Genomic DNA, 19,851 nt, shown 5'->3' with positions numbered 1-19,851 from the left:
CCCAGTCTCGTACGGCCGGCGCCCGCGCCCCCCACCGGCCGGTGGTTCAGTCCCGCTCGCAGACGAAGATCGCCGTGCCGGGGATCAGGTTGCCGCGCAGCGGGGACCAGCCGCCCCACTCCTGGTCGTTCCAGGCGGGCCACTCCGGCTCCACGAGGTCGGCCAGCCGGAAACCGCCCGCCACGACGTCCCGCACCCGGTCGCCCAGCGTCCTGTGGTGCTCCACGTACACGGCGTCGCCGCCCTCGTCCTGCTCCACGTACGGCACGCGGTCGAAGTAGGAGGCGGACACGGAGAGGCCCTCGGGGCCCGGCTCGTCGGGGAACGCCCAGCGGATCGGGTGCGTGACCGAGAAGACCCAGCGGCCGCCGGGCCGCAGCACCCGGTGCACCTCGCGGAACACCTGGACGGGGTCGGCGACGAAGGGCACCGCGCCGTAGGCGGAACAGGCAAGGTCGAAGGCGCCGTCGCGGAAGGGGAGCCGTCCGGCGTCGGCCTCCACGAGGGGGACACCGCCGCCGATCCGCAGGGCGTGCTGGAGCTGGCGGTGGGAGAGGTCCAGGGCCACCGGGCGTGCGCCCCGGGCGGCGAGCCACCGCGAGCACTGCGCGGCGCCCGCCCCGATCTCCAGGACGTCCAGGCCCTTCAGGTCGGCCGCCGGGCCCAGCAGGGCGGCCTCGGCCTCGTCCAGCCCCTCCGGGCCCCAGACGAAACGGTCGTCCCCGAGGAACGCTCCGTGGTCGCTCTGGTACTCGTCGGCGTTCCGGTCCCACCAGCCGCGGCTCGCCCGGCTGCTCTCGGCCTCACCGGCTTCCCGCCGGGTCGCCTCAGGTTCGGACTCGTAGGTCTCTTGGCTCATCGTGCCCGTCGTTGTAGTTTGCCTTCACCCGCCTCGCGCGGGTGCCTCCTCGGGCCGTACGGGTGAGTACGTCCGTGTGCGCGCGACACACCGCTGGGGCCGATGTGGCCTCGGCGAACGTGAGTTGTGCCGGGATTGGGGTGTTGTGCCCCGGGTGTGCGCCTTCGCGCATTGACCCTGTCCGGCTGCCCCCGTATGCTACAAGTTGCGTCGCGAGCCTGCGCGCTTCAGACCTAGCAGGCCGCGCTCGCGTCTGTTGCATGTCCCCTCGGTTGTCGAGGCGCCTTCCCGTAGACGGATCGGCGCTTTCCAGGCTGTCCGGCTTCTGCAGAGGCGATACGGGCTTTCGGCGTAGCAGTACCTACGACTCACTGTCCGTACCGGAGCCCTTTCCCACATGACGAGCAGCACCGAGACCACCGCCACCACTCCGCAGGTTGCGGTCAACGACATCGGCGACGCGGACGCGTTCCTCGCGGCGATCGACGAGACGATCAAGTACTTCAACGACGGCGACATCGTTGACGGTGTCATCGTCAAGGTTGACCGGGACGAGGTTCTCCTCGACATCGGTTACAAGACCGAAGGCGTCATCCCGAGCCGCGAGCTCTCGATCAAGCACGACGTCGACCCGAACGAGGTCGTCAAGGTCGGCGACGAGATCGAGGCCCTGGTTCTCCAGAAGGAGGACAAGGAAGGCCGCCTGATCCTCTCGAAGAAGCGCGCTCAGTACGAGCGTGCCTGGGGCACCATCGAGAAGATCAAGGAAGAAGACGGCATCGTCACCGGTACCGTCATCGAGGTCGTCAAGGGTGGTCTCATCCTCGACATCGGCCTCCGTGGCTTCCTCCCGGCGTCGCTCGTCGAGATGCGTCGTGTCCGCGACCTCCAGCCCTACGTGGGCAAGGAGCTCGAGGCCAAGATCATCGAGCTGGACAAGAACCGCAACAACGTGGTCCTGTCCCGCCGCGCCTGGCTCGAGCAGACGCAGTCCGAGGTTCGCCAGACGTTCCTCACGACCCTGCAGAAGGGTCAGGTCCGCTCCGGCGTCGTCTCCTCGATCGTCAACTTCGGTGCCTTCGTGGACCTGGGTGGCGTCGACGGTCTCGTGCACGTCTCCGAGCTGTCCTGGAAGCACATCGACCACCCCTCCGAGGTTGTCGAGGTCGGCCAGGAAGTCACCGTCGAGGTCCTCGACGTCGACATGGACCGCGAGCGCGTCTCGCTGTCGCTCAAGGCGACGCAGGAAGACCCGTGGCAGCAGTTCGCCCGTACGCACCAGATCGGGCAGGTCGTTCCCGGTAAGGTCACCAAGCTCGTTCCGTTCGGTGCGTTCGTCCGCGTCGACGAGGGCATCGAGGGTCTGGTCCACATCTCCGAGCTGGCCGAGCGCCACGTGGAGATCCCGGAGCAGGTCGTCCAGGTCAACGACGAGATCTTCGTCAAGGTCATCGACATCGACCTCGAGCGCCGTCGCATCAGCCTCTCGCTGAAGCAGGCCAACGAGGCCTTCGGCGGCGACCCGGCCTCGGTCGAGTTCGACCCGACGCTGTACGGCATGGCCGCGTCGTACGACGACCAGGGCAACTACATCTACCCCGAGGGCTTCGACCCCGAGACTAACGACTGGCTCGAGGGCTTCGAGGCGCAGCGCGAGGTCTGGGAGACGCAGTACGCCGAGGCGCAGCAGCGCTTCGAGCAGCACCAGGCCCAGGTCATCAAGTCCCGCGAGGCCGACGAGGCTGCCGCTGCCGAGGGCGCTGCCGCCCCGGCCGGCGCTGCCCCGGCTGCCTCGGGTGGCAGCGGTGGCGGTTCGTACTCCTCGGAGTCCGCGGACAACTCCGGCGCCCTGGCGTCGGACGAGGCCCTGGCTGCCCTGCGCGAGAAGCTGGCCGGCGGCCAGAGCTGACGCTCTGACCCCAGCCGCTCATCGGCTGCAGTAGCTGTAGAGCTGTGAGTGAGGCCCGTCCCCTTCGGGGGGCGGGCCTCACGCATGTCCGGGGTGCGCCCCAGGTGTATCGATCACGAGCACTCCTGGCGAGGAATGACCGTGTGGACACCGCCGCGCCCTGCTAACGTCTGCGGCATGAAGCGCGCTGCTGTGACGACGACGCCGGAGAGTGTCCCGGCGCGCTGACAGACGATCTGATCCGAAGCCCCGGGGCAAGTGCCCCGGGGCTTCGTCGTAGGCCCGGTCACTTGCTCCGCAGCCAGCAAGGAGACCGCGATGACCACCGTGCACGACCACCGCAAGCTGGGCCGTGAACTGGGCCTGTTCGACACCGACCCGCTGATCGGCGCCGGCCTGCCGTACTGGCTGCCCGACGGCGCGGCCGTGCGGCACACCCTGGAGGAGTACATCCGTGCCGCCGAGCGGCGGGCGGGCTACCAGCACGTGTACTCACCGGTCCTCGGCAAGCGGGAGCTGTACGAGATCTCCGGACACTGGGCGCACTACAGCGACGACATGTTCCCCCCCCGATGGACCTCGGCGGAGAGCAGGTCGTCCTGCGGCCCAGCCTGTGTCCCCATCACGCGGTGATCTACCGCTCCCGCTCCCACAGCTACCGCGAACTGCCCCTGCGGATGGCCGAACTGGGCGGCATGTACCGCTCCGAACTCTCGGGCGTGCTCGGCGGACTGACCCGCGTACGGGCCATCCAGCTCAACGACGCACACATCTTCTGCACCCTGGACCAGGTCGCCGAGGAGGCGCAGGCGGCCCTGGAGATGATCCGCCGGGCGTACGAGGCGCTCGGCATCACCCCGACCCGCTACCGGCTCTCCCTCCCTGGCCCCGGTGGCAAGTACGTTGCCGCACCCGAGAAGTGGCAACGGTCCACCGCTCTGCTGACCGACGTCCTCGACCGCTCCGGCCTGCCCTACGAGGCCGCCGAGGGAGAAGCCGCGTTCTACGGCCCCAAGATCGACGTCCAGGTCACCGACGGCGCCGGCCGGGAGTCCACCCTGTCCACCGTCCAGGTCGACTTCCACCAGCCCGAGCAGTTCGACCTGCACTACATCGGCGCGGACGGCGCCAAGCACCGCCCGGCCATGGTCCACCGCAGCATCATCGGCAGTGTGGAGCGAGCCGTCGCCCATCTCATCGAGCAGCACGGCGGTGCCTTCCCCGCCTGGCTCGCCCCCACTCAGCTGGTGATCCTCCCGATCTCCGACACCGAACTGCCGGACGCCGCGGCCCTCGCCCGACGCTGCACCCGTCTCGGGCTGCGTGCCCGGATCGCGGGACCGGACCTCGGCAGCCTGGGCGCCCGGATCCGAGAGGCGCGCCTGGTGCCGTACCAAGCCGTCATCGGCGCCAAGGAGGCCGCTGACGCTCACGTGGCACTGCGCTTGCGTGACGGACGCCGACTCGACCCACAGCCGGTCAGTGACGTACTGACCCGCATCAGCGCTCTCATCGGGGCTCACCGCACCGACCTGTGGGCCGACACCGACTGAGCGCGGGCGCCGCGATCAGCATCAGCAGGCCGGCCCCGGCCTCGCCCGGGTGGGTGAGGCCGGAGCGACGGCCCTCACCGCCCGGTGAGTGGACATGCCGAGGTCTGGACCGATGCCTCCCCGGCGGTGCCGCGCAGAGGAAACGTGTGGGATACACGAGTAACTGACGGCCCGTAACACCTGCTTGCCAGGATCCGCGCAACGCCAGGAGCGCTCGGAGCGCCAGGAGCGCCAGGAGCGCCAGGCACCGGAAGCAGCAGGATCACCAGGGGAGCCAGGGAATGACCCACACGTCGCACACCTCACCCGTCTCGCAGGACTCTCCCGTGGCGGCAGGCGCGAGCCGCCGCAGCTTCTTGCGCAACGTGGGCCTGACCGGCGGGGCCGGCGCCATGTTCGCCACCATGGGGGCCCTCGGTCTCGCCCCCACCGCCCAGGCCGCGAGCCGCGAACCCGCCTTCCGGGCCCCGAGCCCGGGCGACTTCTCGCTGAAGGGCAGGGCCGCCGCCAAGGTCGTGGTCGTCGGTGGCGGCATCGCCGGCCTCGCCACCGCGTACGAGCTGGGCAAGGCGGGGTACGACTGTACGGTCCTGGAGGCCCGCGGCCGCACCGGCGGGCGCAACTTCACCGTCCGAGGCGGCGACACCACCACCGACACCCTCGGCAACAGGCAGACCGCACGCTTCAGCGACGGCCAGTACATGAACGCCGGCCCCGGCCGGATCCCGCAGTGGATGGTCACCCTCGACTACTGCCGCGAACTCGGCGTGCCCGTCGAGGTGTTCACCAACGAGAACGCCAACGCCTACCTCTTCAACGAGAAGGCGGGCATGAAGGCGCCGGTCCGCTACCGCACGGCCAAGGCCGACATGTACGGCTACGTCGCCGAACTCCTCGCCAAGGCGAGCGACAAGGGAGCCCTCGACCGGCAGATCACCGCCGACGACCAGGAGCGGCTCCTGGAGTTCCTCAAGGACTTCGGCGACATCGGCGACACGCTCGACTACACCGGCAGCCCCCGGCGCGGCTACCGCGTCGACCCGGCGGCCGCCGGCACCCCCGGGGAGGAACTCGGTCCCGTACCCACCGCGTCCGAGGTCTTCGCCAGCGGCGTGGGGCGCTACTTCGCCTTCGAGTTCGAGTACGACCAGGCGATGCTCATGTTCCAGCCGGTCGGCGGCATGGACCGGATACCCGCCGCGCTCACCCGGGCCGTGGGCGAGCGGAGGATCCGCACCGGGGCCGCCGTCACCGAGATCAAGGACACCGCCCACGGCGTCACCGTCACCTACACCCAGGGAGGCCGCACCCGGCGTGTCGAGGCGGACTACTGCGTCGCCGCGCTGCCCCCCAACATCCTGGCGAAGACCGCGCATAACCTCGGCCCGGCCGTCCAGAGCGCCCTGGAGGCCTGCAAGCCGTCCTCGGCCGGCAAGATCGGACTGGAGTACCGGAGCCGCTGGTGGGAGAGCGACCACCGGATCTTCGGCGGCATCACCGAGACGGACATGGACCTCTCGCACATCTGGTACCCGTCCTACGGCCACCTCGGCGAACGCGGCACGATCATCGGCTACTACAACACCGGGGCGAACGCCGACGCGTACGCGGCCCTCACGCCCCGCGAGAGGGAGGCGCGGGCCGTCGCCCAGGGCGTGAAGATCCACGGCGCCAAGTACCGCACGGAACTCGCCACGTCGTTCTCCCACCACTGGCGCCAGACGCCGTACCTGGAGGCCTCCTGGCACTCCCTGTCCGGCGGCCCCGACGCCCCCGCCTTCGCACCGCTCAACAGGCCCGCCGGGCATGTGTACTTCGCCGGCGACTACCTCAGCCACACCGACGCCTGGCAGCACGGGGCGTTCACCTCGGCGCGGAAGGCGGTGACGGCGCTGCACAGCCGGGTCCTCGCGTAACCGCGAGGGAAAGGGGCGCGGGCGGGAATGCCGTGGCCGGGCGGGGTGTTCTTGTGCAGGAACACGAGGAGGAGCGGTAACCGTGCCTGATCCGCAGAGTTTGTACGAATGGGAGCCCAAGGGCCTGGCCGTCGTCGACATGGCGCTGGCCCAGGAGTCGGCCGGCCTGGTCATGCTCTACCACTTCGACGGCTACATCGACGCGGGCGAGACCGGCGAGCAGATCGTCGACGGCCTGCTCGAGACGCTGCCCCACCAGACCGTGGCCCGCTTCGACCACGACCGGCTCGTCGACTACCGGGCGCGCCGCCCGCTGCTCACCTTCAGGCGCGACCGGTACACGGCGTTCGAGGCGCCCACCCTGGAGGTGAAGGTCGTCCAGGACGCCACGGGCGCCCCCTTCCTGCTGCTCACCGGGCCGGAGCCCGACGTCGAGTGGGAGCGGTTCGCCGCCGCCGTGGAGCAGATCGTGGAGCGGCTCGGCGTCCGCCTCGCGGTCAGCTTCCACGGCATCCCGATGGGCGTCCCGCACACCCGCCCCGTCGGCCTCACCCCGCACGGCAACCGCACCGACCTGATGCCCGGGCACCGCAGCCCCTTCGACGAGGCGCAGGTCCCCGGCTCCGTCGAGGCGCTCGTGGAGTACCGGCTGATGGAGGCGGGGCACGACGCGCTCGGTGTCGCCGCCCATGTGCCGCACTACGTCGCCAGGTCCGCCTACCCGGACGCCGCGCTCACCGCCCTGGAGGCGGTCACAGCGGCGACCGGACTGGTGCTGCCGAGCGTCGCGCACACGCTGCGCACGGAGGCGCACCGCACCCAGACCGAGATCGACCGGCAGGTCGGCCAGGGCGACGAGGAGCTCGTCTCGCTCGTCGAGGGGCTGGAGCACCAGTACGACGCGGTCGCGGGGTCCGAGACCCGCGGCAACCTCGTCGCGGAGCCCGCGGACCTGCCGTCGGCGGACGAGATCGGCCGCGAGTTCGAACGCTTCCTCGCGGAGCGTGAAGGCGACTCCTGAGGGGCCTCCGGCCGCCCTCCGGGCCGGAGGCTAGGCTCGGCCCATGCTGAAAGTGGGCCTGACCGGCGGCATCGGCGCCGGCAAGAGTGAAGTGTCACGACTGCTCGCGCGCTTCGGCGCCGTACTCATCGACGCCGACCGGATCTCCCGCGAGGTCGTCGAGCCCGGCACCCCCGGGCTCACGGCCGTCGTCGAGGCCTTCGGCCCTGGGATCCTGCGTCCCGACGGCACCCTGGACCGGTCCGCGCTCGGCTCGATCGTCTTCGCCGACCCCGCACGCCTGGCCACGCTCAACGCCATCGTCCACCCGCTCGTCGGGGCCCGCTCCGCCGAGCTGGAGCGGGCCGCCGGCGCCGGTGCGGTCGTCGTCCACGACGTCCCGCTGCTCACCGAGAACGGCCTCGCCCCGCTCTACGACCTGGTCGTGGTCGTCGACGCGAAGCCCGGCACCCAGCTCGACCGGCTCGTGACGCTGCGCGGCATGACGGAGTCCGACGCCCGGGCCCGCATGGCGGCGCAGGCCACGCGGGAGGAGCGGCTGGCCGTCGCCGATCTCGTCATCGACAACGACGGCCCGCTGGAGGACCTGGAACCCCAGGTCCGCAAGGTCTGGTCGCAGCTCACCGCACGGGCGGCCACCGGCTGACCCGGCGCGCGGGCGGAATACGCGCACCCGGCCGCATGTTGAACAGCGGCAGGCGAGGGGAAGGATAGGGCCGTGCCCGAGAACAACCCGGAGACGCATGTCATCGACTTCCGCGCGGCGGAGCAGCTGCTCGCCGCCCGGGACCCGCGGGGTGCGGTCAAGCTGCTCGACTCCGTGATAGCCGCCCACCCGGAGAACACGGCGGCCCGGCTGCTGCGTGCCAGGGCCTTCTTCGCCGCCGCCCAACTGCGCCCGGCCGAGCTGGAGTTCGAGCTGGTCCTGGAGCGTGAGCCGGACAACGCCTTCGCGCACTTCGCCCTGGCCCGCACCTTCCAGCGCGCCGGCCGGGACGAACAGGCCACCCGCCACTTCCGGCTGGCCGCCGCGCTCGACCCGAATCCGGAGTATCTGCGGGCGGCCCGCTTCGACGACCGTTCCTGACACCTCGACGACCGTTCCTGACACCGCCGGCCGCCCCCGCCCGTGCCCCGGCGGGACTCAGGGGCCGTACCGCTTCCGGCCGCGCCGGTCGGGCGGGTACGGGGGGACGTCACGGCCCGGCTGGAAGTGCGGGCCCTGCCGCATGCGGCGGACGACCAAGCACAGGTCGATGACCGTGAACACCAGCAGGACGGCGCAGGCCGTGGCCCAGCCGGCCCGCCCGGTGATCACGAAGGCCACCAGACCGGCCACGGCCCAGACCATGCCCCACAGACTCAGCCAGAGCCGCATCCGCAGCGGGCTGCGCGCGGTGGTCGGTTCGCTTCCGGTACGCATCATCGGCATCGCCTCGTCTCCAGCATGACCCCGCGGCCCGGCGTACGGAAACCGGCGGCGCGCTGCCGGCGGCGATGACGGGGAACCGCCGCCCCGTGTCCGTACGTTCCGGCGGGTATGAGCGGACAACTGGTACGTGAGGGATACACAGGGACGGGGCCCGGCGCCATCACACCGGACGGCTGCGCGGTCGAGCTCTATACGCGCCTGTCCGCCGGCAGCGAACCCGAGGTGATCGCCTCGGCGCTGCGGCCGGGGGCGAGCCTGCTCGAACTGGGCTGCGGGGCGGGCCGGGTGACGCATCCCCTGGTCGCGCTGGGCTTCGACGTGACCGCGGTCGACGAGTCGGCGCAGATGCTGGAGCGCGTCCGCGGGGCGCGCACGGTCCGTAGCCCCATCGAGACGCTGGACCTCGGCGAGGAGCGGTTCGACGCCGTGGTGCTCGGGTCCTTCCTGGTGCACGCGGGCGATCACCGGGTCAGGGAAGGGCTGCTCGCGACCTGCCGCAGATACGTGAAGGACGACGGCGTCGTGCTGATCCAGCGGGAGGGCGCCGGCTACCACTCCGATCTCCCCCGGGAGCGGGAGGACACGGCCGCGGGCTGCGTCATCCGGATCCTCTCGGCCGAACCCGTCGGCGACGGGGTGGACGAGGTGCGCGCGGAGTACGTCTTCGAGGACGCCCGGTGGACCCAGACCTTCCGGTCGCGGGAGCTGTCCGTGGAGCGGTTCGAGGCGTATCTGCAGCAGGCGGGGCTGGCCGTCGGCCGCTACCTCACGCCGGACGGCGTCTGGGTGCTGGCCCGCCCCGAGCAGCCCTGACCGGATCAGTGGATGAAGCGGTAGCTGCGCCAGGGCAGGGCGCGCGGCGCGTTGGTGTCGGAGAACGTGGTGGCCACGTAGGCGGTCGAGCGGCCGGTGCAGTCGCGGGTGGTGTAGAGCTCCATGTCGATCAGCGTCCGGTTGTCGACCTTGCCCGAGCCGGCCGGGTCCATGGCGTGGCAGCCCTTCACCGACGGGCTGTGCACGGTGACGACCTCGTCCTTCCCGGTGGTGTAGGACACCGGCCCCACCGCCGTGCGCCCGAGGCCGGAACAGCCCGTGACGGCCAGGGTGAGGAGGGCCGCACCGGCGGCGATGCGAAGGCGTCGGCGGAGAACGGTGGGGGGTGCGGTCACGGACATGGGCGGGGTCCTCGTCTGCTCGTCCGGCTCATCGGTACGTCACAGGGACGTGCTGGCGCTGGCCACCCTGCCCGGTCCGCCGGGTGCCGGCATCCGGTGCGCGGCCGGCCGGGGCCACCGGCACCCGCACGGGGGTTCGAGAATGTACGTATCGGGCATATCGTGTTAATAGGGCGTGATGAACGGGTGTGGGGACGCACCCCGTAGGCAGGGGGCCGTGATGGTCCAGGAGCTGTTGGTCGCATTGGTGGCGGTGCTCTCGTGCGGTCTGGTGTACGCCATGGCCGCGGCCCGGGTGGTCAAGCAGTACGAACGAGGGGTGGTGCTCCGGCTCGGACGGCTGCACGACGCGGTGCGCCCCCCTGGGTTCACCATGATCGTTCCGGGCATCGACCGGCTCCGCAAGGTGAACATGCAGATCGTGACGATGCCCGTGCCGGCCCAGGACGGGATCACGCGCGACAACGTCACGGTGCGGGTGGACGCCGTCATCTACTTCAAGGTGGTGGACCCGGCGAGCGCGGTGATCCAGGTGGAGGACTACCGGTTCGCCGTCTCGCAGATGGCGCAGACCTCCCTCCGGTCGATCATCGGTAAGAGCGACCTCGACGACCTGCTGTCCGACCGCGAGAAGCTGAACCAGGGGCTGGAGCTGATGATCGACAGCCCCGCGGTCGGCTGGGGCGTGCAGATCGACCGGGTCGAGATCAAGGACGTGTCGCTGCCCGAGACGATGAAGCGGTCCATGGCCCGGCAGGCCGAGGCCGACCGTGAGCGACGGGCCCGGGTCATCAACGCCGACGCGGAGCTTCAGGCGTCGAAGAAGCTCGCCCAGGCCGCGCAGCAGATGTCGACCCAGCCGGCGGCGCTGCAGCTGCGGCTGCTGCAGACGGTGGTCGCGGTGGCGGCCGAGAAGAACTCCACGCTGGTCCTGCCCTTCCCGGTCGAACTCCTCCGCTTCCTGGAACGCGCGCAGCAGGGGCAGCAGCCGCAGGGCGTGTCCGACGGGCAGCAGGCCCCGGAGCAGCAGCTTCCGGATCCGGACGCCGTGGACCCGGGCGTCGTGGACCCTGGCCTCGTGGACCCGGCCGTCGCGGCTTCGTCGGACGGTGGCGTGGATCCGTCGGTCGTGGATCCCACGGTCGCCCTGCAGACGTTCACGGACCAGCCGCTCCCGGACGGCCCCTTGGCGGACGGGGCCCCGGAGCCGGACGGGGTGCCGGAGTCCGGACCCGATGCGCTCCCGGAGTTCGAACCGGAGCGGCCGCCCGAACACGCCCGCAGGGGCCGCTTCACACGCCACCACTGAGCCGCCGGCCCTGGGGCGTCGCCGCTGAGCCGCCGCCGGGAGGCTTCCGCTGAGACGGCCGCCCGCCCCCCCCGCTTCACCTGTGGAGACGGCCGGGGCGGGCGCTGTCACACCTCCCGCCTAGACTCGCGAAGACAGGAGAAGGCACGGGCGAGCGGCCCGGCCGGCCGAGGCAGGAGGGGGCGGTGGAACATGGAGCGGCAGACGCAGGACGTCACCGTCGACCGGCTGCTGCGGTGCGCCGCGGTGTTCCTGCCCGCAGCGCTTCCCCGGGAGGGCCGGATCGCCTTCTGGGACCCCGAGGGGAGCGTCGGCCTCACCCGGCCCGACGCGGTGCCCGACGGACCCCCGTACACCGTCACCGAGCTCACGGTCGTCGGCCGGGACGGCGCGGACGGCGTCCGCACCCGCACCGTGCCCGCCGTGGCGCTTCCCGTGGCGGACGCGGTGCCCCTGCTGGCGCGCGCCCGGCACCGCGCCGCGGCCCACCCCGCCACCCGTGCCTGGGGAGCGGCCGCCCTGCACGCGCTGACCCTCGTCGCGCGCGGCAGGCTCCTGCCGGGGCTGACGGCCGACGACCACGACGCGTGGCGGGCCGGACCCCGTGACGCGGAGGACATCGCCCATCTGAGGGCCGTCGCCGCCTCGATGCCGCCCGAGGGGCACGCCGTGCCGCTGGACGGCACCCCCCTGCGCGTCCCCGAACCCCGTGCCCTGCTCGGCGCCTTCCTCGACGCCGTCGCCGACACCCTGCCCCGCACGCCCGCCGCCGCCCACGCCATGGGAGCGCCGTTCGCCGCCCGCGAAGGGCAGCACCTGCCGGACGCCCGGGCCTGGGCCGTCGAGGTGGCCGCCGGACTCGACGCCGGGGTGCGGGTCTCGCTCCGGCTGGACCTCTCCGCGTACGACCTCTTCGACTCCTCCGGCGCCACCGGGGAGGACGACTCCTCCGGCACCCCGGCCGCAGCGCGCCATGCCGCCGCCGCCATCACCCAGGTGCACAGCCTGGCCGACCCGACGTACGTCACCGACGCGGCGACCCTGTGGAGCGGCGGGGCAGGCGAGCCGTTCGGGCCGAGGGCCCGGATCGACGCCGTGCTCGCCCTGCGCCGCGCCGCCCGCGTCTGGCCGCCGCTGGAGCGCCTGCTGGACCAGCCCGTCCCCGACGTCCTCGCCGTCACCGAGGACGAGCTGTACGAGCTGATCGGCGCGGCCGGAGCGCGGCTCGCCGCCGCGGGGGTGGCGCTCCACTGGCCCCGCGAGCTCGCCCGCTCGCTCACCGCGACGGCCGTCGTCCGCCCGGCACCCGGTTCGGCCACCGACGGCACGTCGTTCTTCGACGCGGAGCAGCTCTTCGCGTTCAACTGGCAGCTCTCCCTGGGCGACGACCGGCTCACCGAGGCGGAGATGGACACCCTGGCCGAGGCCCACCGGCCGGTGGTCCGGCTCCGCGACCAGTGGGTCGTCGTGGATCCCGCGCTCGTCCGCAAGGCACGAAAGCGGGAGCTCGGGCTGCTGGACCCGGTGGACGCGCTCGCCGTCGCCCTCACGGGCAGCGCCGAGGTCGACGGCGAGCAGGTCGAAGCCGTGCCGGCCGGTGCCCTCGCCGCACTCCGGGCGCGCGTCCTGGACGAGGACGCCACCCTCCCGGCGCCGCCCGGCCTCGACGCCACCCTCCGCGACTACCAGCTCCGGGGGCTGGCCTGGCTGGACCGGATGACCTCGCTGGGCCTGGGCGGCTGCCTCGCCGACGACATGGGCCTCGGCAAGACGATCACCGTCATCGCCCTCCACCTGCACCGCGACCGCGCCGCCCCCACCCTGGTGGTCTGCCCCGCCTCCCTCCTCGGCAACTGGCACCGCGAGATCAACCGCTTCGCCCCCGGCGTCCCCGTGCGGCGCTTCCACGGCACCGACCGCGACCTCGGCGGCTCCGACGGCGGCTTCGTCCTCACGACGTACGGCACGATGCGCTCCAGCGCCGAGCAGCTCGCCGGACACACCTGGGGACTGGTCGTCGCCGACGAGGCACAGCACGTGAAGAATCCGCACTCCTCGACGGCCAGGGCCCTGCGCACCATCCCCGCCCCCGCCCGCGTCGCCCTGACCGGCACCCCCGTGGAGAACAACCTCTCCGAGCTGTGGGCGCTCCTCGACTGGACGACGCCCGGTCTGCTCGGCCCGCTCAAGGCCTTCCGCGCCCGGCACGCCAGGATCGTCGAGAACACCGGCACCGCCGCCGGCCTGGGCAACGAGGAGGCCGTCGAGCGGCTCTCCCGGCTGGTCCGCCCCTTCCTGCTGCGCCGCAAGAAGTCCGACCCCGGCATCGCGCCCGAGCTCCCTCCCAAGACCGAGACCGACCACCCGGTCTTCCTCACCCGGGAACAGGCCACGCTCTACGAGGCGGCCGTCCGCGAGACGATGGCGTTCATCGAGCAGTCGGAGGGCATCGCCCGGCGCGGCCTGATCATGAAGCTGCTGGGCTCGCTCAAGCAGATCTGCAACCACCCCGCGCAGTATCTGAAGGAGGAGCCGACCCGGCTCGCCGGGCGCTCCGGCAAGCTCGCCCTCCTCGACGAGCTCCTCGACACCATCCTGTCCGAGGACGGCTCGGTCCTGATCTTCACGCAGTACGTGTCGATGGCCCGGCTCCTCTCCGCCCACCTCGCCTCCCGCGCCATCCCCTCCCAGCTGCTGCACGGCGGCACCCCGGTCCCCGAGCGCGAGCGGATGGTGGACGGCTTCCAGTCCGGCGAGGTCCCCGTCTTCCTGCTCTCCCTCAAGGCGGCGGGCACCGGGCTGAACCTCACCCGGGCCGCCCACGTCATCCACTACGACCGGTGGTGGAACCCGGCGGTCGAGGAGCAGGCCACCGACCGCGCGTACCGCATCGGCCAGACCCAGCCCGTGCAGGTCCACCGGCTGATCGCCGAGGGCACCGTCGAGGACCGGATCAGTGAGCTGCTCCAGTCCAAGCGGGCCCTCGCCGACGCGGTGCTCGGCTCCGGAGAGGCCGCCCTGACCGAGCTCAGCGACCGCGACCTGGCCGACCTCGTCTCGCTCCGGAGGACGTCATGAGCCCCGGTGGGAGCCCCGCGGCCCGCCCGGGCCCCGACGATCTGCGGCGCACCTTCGAAGCGGTGCCCGCCCGCGCCTCCGACGCCGCGGAGCCCTTCGCGGACAGCTGGTGGGGCCGGGCCTGGGTCGACGCCCTGGAGTCCCTGTCGATGGACGAGGGCCGCCTCGCCCGCGGCCGTACGTACGCCGACGGCGGCCATGTCGCCGCGGTCACCGTCACGCCCGGCCGGGTCATCGCCTACGTCCACGGCAGCCGCCCCCGCCCCTACCGCGCGGAGCTGCGCCTGCGTACGTTCTCGGCGTCCGACTGGGACACCTTCCTGGACGCCGTCGCGGCCCGGCCGGGGCATCTGTCCGCGCTCCTCGACAAGGAGATGCCGCACTCCCTGGTCGACACGGCGGGGGAGACCGGCATCCGGCTGCTGCCCGCCGCCGGTGATCTGGACCCGGACTGCTCGTGCCCGGACCGGGGCTGGCCCTGCAAGCATGTGGCGGCGCTCTGCTTCCAGACGGCCCGGCTGCTGGACAGCGACCCGTTCGTCCTGCTGCTGATGCGCGGCCGGGGTGAGCGCGAGCTCCTCGACGAGCTGGGCCGCCGCAACGCCGAGCACTCCGCGCGCGAACGCCCCGAGACCCCCGCCATGCCCTCGGTCGCGGCCGGCGACGCCCTGGCCGACCGTTTCCTGCCGCCGCTGCCCGCCCCCCTGCCCGTCCCGGCGTACCCGGGTGAGCCGCCGTCCTTCCCCGAGCTGCCCGGCACCCGTGACCCGCTCGGCCTCGACCATCTCGCCACGGACGCGGCGAACCGCGCCCACACGATGCTCACCACCGGGGACGACCCGCTCGCCGGGCTCAGCACCTGGCAGGACGCCGTCAGGATCGCCGCGTCCCGCCCCACCGCCGGGCTCACCGCCACCACCCGGGCGCTCTACCGCGAGCTGGCCTACGCCACCGGACGCAGCACGACAGACCTGGCCCGGGCCGTCGCCGCCTGGCGGCAGGGCGGCGCGGAGGGGCTGGCGGTCCTGGAGACACCCTGGGACCCGCCGGCCGGCCCGTTCGACCGGGCGCGGCCCGCCCTCGCGGCGGCCGACCACCCGCGCTTCCAGCCCTGGCGCAACCACCTGACCAACGCCGCAGGCACCCTCCAGCTCCGCTTCGGCCACGACAGCCGCTGGTACGGCTACGAGTCCGACCCTGGCGAGGACGACTGGTGGCCCCGGGCCACGCCCGACCCCGACCCGGTCGCCGCCCTCACGGCCCTGCGCGGCTGATCTCCGGCACGTGCGTCAGCTCTGCACGAGCACCAGCAGGACGACGATCAGGACCGCGCACAGCGGGAGCACCACCCAACGCGCCTTCCGGACCGACTCGTTCTCCTGGTCGCTCCGTCCGCCGGTGGCGTCGTGGGAGTCCGCCAGGTGCTCCCACGCCATGTCGTCGAGCCTCCGCGTGGTCAGCAGGGACGGGGACCAGCCGCAGTGCGCGCAGACGAGGAAATCGCGGTACGGGTCGTACCGGAAGTCCCGCTCGACGTTGACCGTGAACACCTGGTCCCCGGGGCCGATGGCGGTGAAGTGGCGTATGGCGGCACCCATGTCGACTGCTCCTCTGCTCGTGTCCGTCCCGGGACGCCGGGCCCATGGACCCGGCTGCGGAACAGTAGCGAACACGGTGAGGACGGCATCGGCCCGGCCTAAGGTCGGAAGGTGACACGGGACCCGATGCCGTGTCACTCACCGACGGGGGGCGGGCATGGCCGGAAAAGTGGTGTCAGGAGCGGTGACCTGGGGGCTGTTCGCCGCCTGGGCGGTGCACGACGCGGAGGAACTGGCCACCATGGCCCGGTGGACCGCAACGGCCCGGCCCCGTCTCCAGGAGCGCTTCCCGCAGGTGCCCGACGCGGTGTGGCGGCGGATGGATCTCTCGCAGCGCGAGGTGAACACCGCCATCGGCCTCATGGCCGGGGTGGTCGCCGCGGCTTCGGCGGCCGGTGCGCGCACGGGGGGCCGCAGCCCCTTCTTCGGGACCGTCCTGTTCGGATTCGGGCTGCACGGAGCGGTCCACCTGGCACAGTCCGCCGCCTACCGCGGCTACACCCCAGGTGTCGTCACCGCCCCGCTGGTCGTCATCCCGTACTCGGCCTGGGCCGTGCGGCAGCTGGCGGCGGCCGGTATCCCGGTCGGGGGAGGACGGTCGGCTGCCGCCGGACTGGCGTTGTTCCCGGTCGTCGCGGCCGGGGTGCAGGGTCTGGCCCGGCTGCTGAACAGGCGCTGAGCGGCCCACGGGTGGAGCCGCGCGCCCATCCGTGGGACGACCTGAATCCGGCCGGGCTCACTCCGCACCGGTGAGCGGCCGCACGCCGGCCGCCGGGAGGCCGGGGAGCGAGACCCCGCGGCCCGCGAAGAAGCGCTCGAAGACCGGCAGCGGAAGGTCGGCCGCGCGGGTCGCGGCAGAGGTCCCCGACGGGTTGTGGAAGTGGACACCGGCCCCGTCCGCGGTCCGGGAGGTCAGCAGCACCAGATGGCCGCCACGCCCCGGAGCCGGCCGCTCCGGGTGCCGGATCCCGTAGTGCACGGAGGCCATCACCTGCCGTCCCTCGTCCAGCAGATCCAGGATCCCGGCGGGGGAGAGGTGCCGGTGGACGACCGCGTCGAGGCCGTGGACCTCGGACGCGTACCGGGCGAACGGGGCGTACACCAGGCCCTTGATCACCCCGCCCGGAGCGGTGTCGTCGGTGTAGGCGCCGTAGTCCAGCGCCCCGTCCCGCAGCGCGAACAGGGTCGGCGCCCCGGGGCCGAGCGCCATCCGCAGACAGGTCATCCCGCACAGATGGCCCGCCCAGCGCGCGTACTCGGCCGGTGACACCGCGCCCGAATCCGCCCAGCGGGGGTCGCCGGCCGGGTCCAGCCCGCCCTCCACGATCGCCTCCACGAGACCCGCCGAGGCGAACTGCGTGTGCACGGGCGTACGGCAGGTCCCACAGGTCACTGGCGGTATCCGTTCAGGAAGCGGCCGATACGGCTGATCGCCGCGTCCAGGTCGTCGGCGTGCGGGAGGGTGAGGATACGGAAGTGGTCCGGGCGCGGCCAGTTGAAGCCGGTCCCCTGCACCACCTGGATCTTCTCCCGCAGCAGGAGGTCCAGGACGAACCGTTCGTCGTCGACGATGCGGTGCACCTTCGGGTCGATGCGCGGGAAGGCGTACAGCGCGCCTTTCGGCTTCACGCACGACACCCCCGGGATCTCGTTGAGCCGCTCCCAGGCCCGGTCACGCTGCTCGTGGAGCCTGCCGCCCGGGGCGACGAGCTCCCGGATCGACTGCCGGCCGCCGAGCGCCGCCTGGATCGCGTACTGCGCGGGGGCGTTGGGGCAGAGCCGCATCGAGGCGAGCATGGTGAGCCCCTCCAGATAGCTGCGGGCGTGCTGCTGAGGACCCGACACCACCATCCAGCCCGAGCGGAACCCCGCGACCCGGTACGTCTTGGAGAGCCCGCTGAAGGTGAGGCAGAGCAGATCGGGGGCGAGCACCGCCACGCTGTGGTGCTCGGCGCCGTCGTACAGGATCTGGTCGTAGATCTCGTCTGCGAACACCATCAGCCCGTGCCTGCGCGCCAGGTCGAGCATGCCGTCGAGGACCTCGCGGGAGTAGACGGCGCCCGTCGGGTTGTTCGGGTTGATGATGACCATGGCCCGGGTGCGGTCGGTGATCTTCGAGGCCATGTCGGCGAGGTCGGGGTTCCAGTCCGCCCCCTCGTCGCAGGTGTAGTGCACCGCCTTCCCGCCGGCGAGGGTGGTGACGGCGGTCCACAGCGGGTAGTCGGGGCTCGGGATCAGGATCTCGTCGCCGTCCTCCAGCAGCCCCTGCACGGCCATGGAGATCAGCTCGGAGACCCCGTTGCCGAGGAAGATGTCGTCCACGTCGACATCGGTCAGCCCCATCGCCTGATAGCGCTGCGCCACGGCGCGGCGCGCGGACAGGATGCCGCGCGAGTCGGTGTAGCCGTGTGCCTGGGGCAGCATCCGGATCATGTCCTGGACGATCTCCTCCGGCGCCTCGAAGCCGAAGAGCGCCGGATTGCCCGTGTTGAGGCGGAGCACGCTGTGGCCCGCCTCCTCCAGGGCGTTGGCCTGCTCGATGACCGGCCCCCGGATCTCGTAACAGACCTCGTTGAGCTTGCTGGACTGCCGGAACTCCATGCGGTGCCTCCCCGACACATATTGCGGTACTTGGTTTTACCAAGCTCGGGCTTGGAAAGTCCAACAACATGTCTAGACTGCGTCGCATGCCACGTCAGCAGCAGCCCGCACGTCCCGCCCGCCGCCGGAGCTACGACCAGTTCTGCGCCACCGCCCGTGCCCTCGACTCCGTCGGCGACCGGTGGACCCTGCTGATCGTCCGTGAACTGCTCGCCGGGCCGCGCCGCTACACGGATCTGCACGCCGATCTGCCCGGGGTCAGCACGGATGTGCTGGCGTCCCGGCTGAAGGACATGGAGCAGGGCGGCCTGGCGGTGCGCCGCCGCCTGCCGCCCCCTGCGGCCGCCGCGGTCTACGAACTCACCGAGCACGGGCGCGGACTGCTCCCGGTGCTCACCGCGCTCGCCGCGTGGGGCGCGCCCGCGCTGGAGGAGCGCCGCCCCACGGACGCGGTCAGGGCCCACTGGTTCGCCCTGCCGCTGCTGCGGGCCCTGGACGGCCTCACCCTCGGCGGCATCATCGAAGTCAGGCTCCCCGAGGGGGAGTTCCACATCCGCACCGGTGCGGAGGCGGCGGGCGGCGAGGCGTACGGATACGGCCCCGCCGACCGCCCGGACGCCTGCCTCGTCCTGGACGCGGACACCGCCCTGGCGCTCGGGCGCGCCGGGATCACTCTCGCGGAGGCCGTCGGGCAGGGCAGGGTGGAGGTGCTCGGCGAAGGGGCGCTCGCCGACGGACTCCGTGCGTGGCAAAGCCCGCATCCCGCCCTCGTGCCGCTCAACTCGCCGCTAGCGTAGGAGCGTTCACCGGGCGGATGCTGAGGAGTCCTTCATGAGGTTCGGCGGCGTGGTCGATGAGAGCAGCGCGAACGGCGGAACGGGCGTGACGGACGGGGCGGGTGCGACGGCCAGGACGAAGCGGAGCGTGCTGCGCAAGTTCCTGCTCGTGGGTGTCTGTGTGGCCGCGCTGGGCCTCGTGCCGGCGGCGGCCGTCGCCACACCGGGCAGCGGAGTCAGTGGCACCGTCGTCGCCAAGGGCACCTCCCAGGGCAAGCTCAAGGTGAAGACCCCCCGGGGCCGCACGGACGTCACCTTCCGGGAGATCACCGTGGAGCCCGGCGGATCCACCGGCTGGCACACCCACCGGGGCCAGCTGATCGCCGTCGTCAAGTCGGGGACGCTCACCCGGACCCTCGACGACTGCTCGGTCGAGGTGACCCCTGCCGGGACGTCCTTCATCGAACCCTCCGGGGCCGACCACCGCCACATCGGACGCAACCTCGGTACGGAACCCGTCGTGCTGTGGGTGACGTACCTGCTTCCCGAGGGCAGCGAACTCTCGGACGACGCCGACGCGGCGCACTGCCCGGGCGGGCGGTAGCCAGGGGGAGCGGTCGGGCG

At 72.3% G+C, this 19,851-nt stretch carries 18 protein-coding genes and 1 pseudogene; 13 read left to right on the top strand and 6 right to left on the bottom strand.

The window, feature by feature from the left end; genetic code table 11:
* Positions 1-46: 46 nt before the first annotated feature.
* Positions 47-859: a class I SAM-dependent methyltransferase gene (locus tag JKV81_RS12950; RefSeq protein ID WP_124277004.1), complete on the bottom strand. Its 813-nt coding sequence runs from the start codon at positions 857-859 to the stop codon at positions 47-49.
* Between the two features lie 397 nt (positions 860-1,256).
* On the opposite strand from JKV81_RS12950, the gene rpsA reads away from it, so the two are divergent.
* From rpsA to JKV81_RS12920, 6 genes and pseudogenes are all read left to right on the top strand, one after another.
* A complete protein-coding gene (gene rpsA, locus JKV81_RS12945) occupies positions 1,257-2,768 on the top strand; it encodes a 30S ribosomal protein S1 (RefSeq protein WP_014156844.1) in 1,512 nt (503 codons plus the stop codon).
* Positions 2,769-3,095: 327 nt separating this feature from the next.
* Positions 3,096-4,321, top strand: a pseudogene (thrS, locus tag JKV81_RS12940) (threonine--tRNA ligase).
* Positions 4,322-4,713: 392 nt separating this feature from the next.
* Positions 4,714-6,237 (top strand): flavin monoamine oxidase family protein, encoded by a 1,524-nt coding sequence (locus tag JKV81_RS12935; protein WP_202075959.1) that lies wholly within the window; start codon positions 4,714-4,716, stop codon positions 6,235-6,237.
* Positions 6,238-6,319: 82 nt separating this feature from the next.
* Positions 6,320-7,258, top strand: a complete 939-nt coding sequence (locus JKV81_RS12930; RefSeq protein ID WP_129262083.1) for a PAC2 family protein — start codon at positions 6,320-6,322, stop codon at positions 7,256-7,258.
* Between the two features lie 43 nt (positions 7,259-7,301).
* Positions 7,302-7,904, top strand: coding sequence for a dephospho-CoA kinase (coaE, locus tag JKV81_RS12925; protein WP_202075938.1), 603 nt, complete (start codon positions 7,302-7,304; stop codon positions 7,902-7,904).
* Positions 7,905-7,976: 72 nt separating this feature from the next.
* Positions 7,977-8,345 carry a tetratricopeptide repeat protein gene (locus JKV81_RS12920; RefSeq protein WP_099176154.1) on the top strand — a complete coding sequence of 123 codons (369 nt, stop codon included), beginning with the start codon at positions 7,977-7,979 and terminating at the stop codon, positions 8,343-8,345.
* Positions 8,346-8,402: 57 nt separating this feature from the next.
* Here the strand turns inward: JKV81_RS12920 and JKV81_RS12915 are convergent, their stop codons facing one another.
* A complete protein-coding gene (locus tag JKV81_RS12915) occupies positions 8,403-8,681 on the bottom strand; it encodes a DUF6343 family protein (protein WP_236056466.1) in 279 nt (92 codons plus the stop codon).
* A gap of 117 nt (positions 8,682-8,798) precedes the next feature.
* Between JKV81_RS12915 and JKV81_RS12910 the strand changes: the two genes are divergently transcribed.
* Positions 8,799-9,503, top strand: a complete 705-nt coding sequence (locus JKV81_RS12910; RefSeq protein ID WP_202075937.1) for a class I SAM-dependent methyltransferase — start codon at positions 8,799-8,801, stop codon at positions 9,501-9,503.
* A gap of 5 nt (positions 9,504-9,508) precedes the next feature.
* On the opposite strand, the gene JKV81_RS12905 is transcribed toward JKV81_RS12910, so the two are convergent.
* Positions 9,509-9,865: a hypothetical protein gene (locus JKV81_RS12905; protein ID WP_124277010.1), complete on the bottom strand. Its 357-nt coding sequence runs from the start codon at positions 9,863-9,865 to the stop codon at positions 9,509-9,511.
* Between the two features lie 220 nt (positions 9,866-10,085).
* Here JKV81_RS12905 and JKV81_RS12900 point away from each other — a divergent pair, with 220 nt between their 5' ends.
* The 3 genes from JKV81_RS12900 to JKV81_RS12890 all read left to right on the top strand — a co-directional run bounded on the left by JKV81_RS12900 (position 10,086) and on the right by JKV81_RS12890 (position 15,526).
* Positions 10,086-11,174 (top strand): slipin family protein, encoded by a 1,089-nt coding sequence (locus tag JKV81_RS12900; protein WP_202075957.1) that lies wholly within the window; start codon positions 10,086-10,088, stop codon positions 11,172-11,174.
* Positions 11,175-11,366: 192 nt separating this feature from the next.
* A complete protein-coding gene (locus tag JKV81_RS12895) occupies positions 11,367-14,252 on the top strand; it encodes an SCO1167/SCO6262 family helicase (RefSeq protein WP_202075936.1) in 2,886 nt (961 codons plus the stop codon).
* Positions 14,249-15,526, top strand: coding sequence for an SWIM zinc finger family protein (locus JKV81_RS12890; protein WP_129262075.1), 1,278 nt, complete (start codon positions 14,249-14,251; stop codon positions 15,524-15,526). Before JKV81_RS12895 ends, JKV81_RS12890 begins: the two co-directional genes overlap by 4 nt.
* A 15-nt stretch (positions 15,527-15,541) precedes the next feature.
* On the opposite strand, the gene JKV81_RS12885 is transcribed toward JKV81_RS12890, so the two are convergent.
* Entirely contained in the window at positions 15,542-15,850 is a 309-nt protein-coding gene (locus JKV81_RS12885; protein ID WP_129262073.1) for a hypothetical protein, read from the bottom strand.
* A 157-nt stretch (positions 15,851-16,007) separates the two neighbouring features.
* Here JKV81_RS12885 and JKV81_RS12880 point away from each other — a divergent pair, with 157 nt between their 5' ends.
* Positions 16,008-16,529: an HXXEE domain-containing protein gene (locus JKV81_RS12880; protein WP_202075935.1), complete on the top strand. Its 522-nt coding sequence runs from the start codon at positions 16,008-16,010 to the stop codon at positions 16,527-16,529.
* Positions 16,530-16,586: 57 nt separating this feature from the next.
* On the opposite strand, the gene JKV81_RS12875 is transcribed toward JKV81_RS12880, so the two are convergent.
* Together JKV81_RS12875 and JKV81_RS12870 are read right to left on the bottom strand one after the other, a co-directional pair.
* On the bottom strand, positions 16,587-17,243 hold the full coding sequence (locus JKV81_RS12875) for a cysteine peptidase family C39 domain-containing protein (protein WP_129262071.1): 657 nt from the start codon (positions 17,241-17,243) through the stop codon (positions 16,587-16,589).
* The gene (locus tag JKV81_RS12870) at positions 17,240-18,451 is read right to left on the bottom strand and encodes a pyridoxal phosphate-dependent aminotransferase (protein ID WP_099176147.1); all 1,212 of its coding nucleotides are present in this window, start codon (positions 18,449-18,451) and stop codon (positions 17,240-17,242) included. Before JKV81_RS12870 ends, JKV81_RS12875 begins: the two co-directional genes overlap by 4 nt.
* An 86-nt stretch (positions 18,452-18,537) precedes the next feature.
* Between JKV81_RS12870 and JKV81_RS12865 the strand changes: the two genes are divergently transcribed.
* Entirely contained in the window at positions 18,538-19,248 is a 711-nt protein-coding gene (locus JKV81_RS12865; protein ID WP_236056426.1) for a winged helix-turn-helix transcriptional regulator, read from the top strand.
* 34 nt (positions 19,249-19,282) lie between these two features.
* Positions 19,283-19,831, top strand: coding sequence for a cupin domain-containing protein (locus JKV81_RS12860; protein ID WP_236056423.1), 549 nt, complete (start codon positions 19,283-19,285; stop codon positions 19,829-19,831).
* Positions 19,832-19,851: the final 20 nt, after the last annotated feature.

It is taken from the genome of Streptomyces silvae, assembly GCF_016745505.1.
Classification (GTDB): domain Bacteria; phylum Actinomycetota; class Actinomycetes; order Streptomycetales; family Streptomycetaceae; genus Streptomyces; species Streptomyces silvae.
This window is presented reverse-complemented; position numbering and strand designations above follow the sequence as displayed.

Excerpts from the sequence above, each read along its gene's own strand:
- JKV81_RS12950 (WP_124277004.1), bottom strand. The coding sequence starts at position 859 with ATGAGCCAAGAGACCTACGAGTCCGAACCTGAGGCGACCCGGCGGGAA.
- rpsA (WP_014156844.1), top strand. The coding sequence starts at position 1,257 with ATGACGAGCAGCACCGAGACCACCGCCACCACTCCGCAGGTTGCGGTC.
- JKV81_RS12935 (WP_202075959.1), top strand. The coding sequence starts at position 4,714 with ATGTTCGCCACCATGGGGGCCCTCGGTCTCGCCCCCACCGCCCAGGCC.
- coaE (WP_202075938.1), top strand. The coding sequence starts at position 7,302 with ATGCTGAAAGTGGGCCTGACCGGCGGCATCGGCGCCGGCAAGAGTGAA.
- JKV81_RS12915 (WP_236056466.1), bottom strand. The coding sequence starts at position 8,681 with ATGCGTACCGGAAGCGAACCGACCACCGCGCGCAGCCCGCTGCGGATG.
- JKV81_RS12910 (WP_202075937.1), top strand. The coding sequence starts at position 8,799 with ATGAGCGGACAACTGGTACGTGAGGGATACACAGGGACGGGGCCCGGC.
- JKV81_RS12905 (WP_124277010.1), bottom strand. The coding sequence starts at position 9,865 with ATGTCCGTGACCGCACCCCCCACCGTTCTCCGCCGACGCCTTCGCATC.
- JKV81_RS12900 (WP_202075957.1), top strand. The coding sequence starts at position 10,086 with ATGGTCCAGGAGCTGTTGGTCGCATTGGTGGCGGTGCTCTCGTGCGGT.
- JKV81_RS12895 (WP_202075936.1), top strand. The coding sequence starts at position 11,367 with ATGGAGCGGCAGACGCAGGACGTCACCGTCGACCGGCTGCTGCGGTGC.
- JKV81_RS12890 (WP_129262075.1), top strand. The coding sequence starts at position 14,249 with ATGAGCCCCGGTGGGAGCCCCGCGGCCCGCCCGGGCCCCGACGATCTG.
- JKV81_RS12885 (WP_129262073.1), bottom strand. The coding sequence starts at position 15,850 with ATGGGTGCCGCCATACGCCACTTCACCGCCATCGGCCCCGGGGACCAG.
- JKV81_RS12880 (WP_202075935.1), top strand. The coding sequence starts at position 16,008 with ATGGCCGGAAAAGTGGTGTCAGGAGCGGTGACCTGGGGGCTGTTCGCC.
- JKV81_RS12870 (WP_099176147.1), bottom strand. The coding sequence starts at position 18,451 with ATGGAGTTCCGGCAGTCCAGCAAGCTCAACGAGGTCTGTTACGAGATC.
- JKV81_RS12865 (WP_236056426.1), top strand. The coding sequence starts at position 18,538 with ATGCCACGTCAGCAGCAGCCCGCACGTCCCGCCCGCCGCCGGAGCTAC.
- JKV81_RS12860 (WP_236056423.1), top strand. The coding sequence starts at position 19,283 with ATGAGGTTCGGCGGCGTGGTCGATGAGAGCAGCGCGAACGGCGGAACG.